The organism is Dellaglioa sp. CoH-57-MRSF-22, assembly GCF_056781895.1.
In genome coordinates this window covers 1-457 of record NZ_JBXAXT010000080.1, presented here as the reverse complement: position 1 = coordinate 457, position 457 = coordinate 1, and the positions used below count along the sequence as shown (strand labels likewise).

1 protein-coding gene is annotated in these 457 nt (G+C 52.3%); it reads right to left on the bottom strand.

Features of this window, described 5'->3' with window-relative positions; all coding sequences use genetic code 11:
- Positions 1-457 (bottom strand): hypothetical protein (locus AC1RPR_RS08255; protein ID WP_481763475.1); only part of this gene is annotated, 457 nt, incomplete at both ends.

Sequence of the window (457 nt, the reverse complement as noted above, 5' to 3'; positions counted from 1 at the left end):
CACGTACTGTAGATAGTTTCGGAGTCCGTGGTTTTGGATCAGCTCCCATTTACCGCGCTTGCACTTTGGACACTTACCATACTCCAAGAACTGGATATGTTCTGGCATTTCTTTTGCCTTGTAGTCCACAGGCACGTTGTGCACATCGAGCCACGCTTTATTCGAGCACACAGGGCACGCTTCACCGAACAGCATAGTACCGACCCACAACTGACGAGACCAAGGCGGGTTTGCCTTGGGGTTCTGCATGTTGAATGCATAGTCATAGAAGTTCTTTGCTTGACGCATGTCTCGCGTATCAACCTTCAGGTCGTGCAGCGTGCCGGTATTCTGGTCCTCTGCTTCCTGCATGTAGCGTGCGATATCGAAGTCGTCTACGGCCATTCCGTTTTCGTCGGTACCGCCGCCTCGGATTATGTACTCATCCTCACGAACGGTCGCCATCTTACCCTTGGGC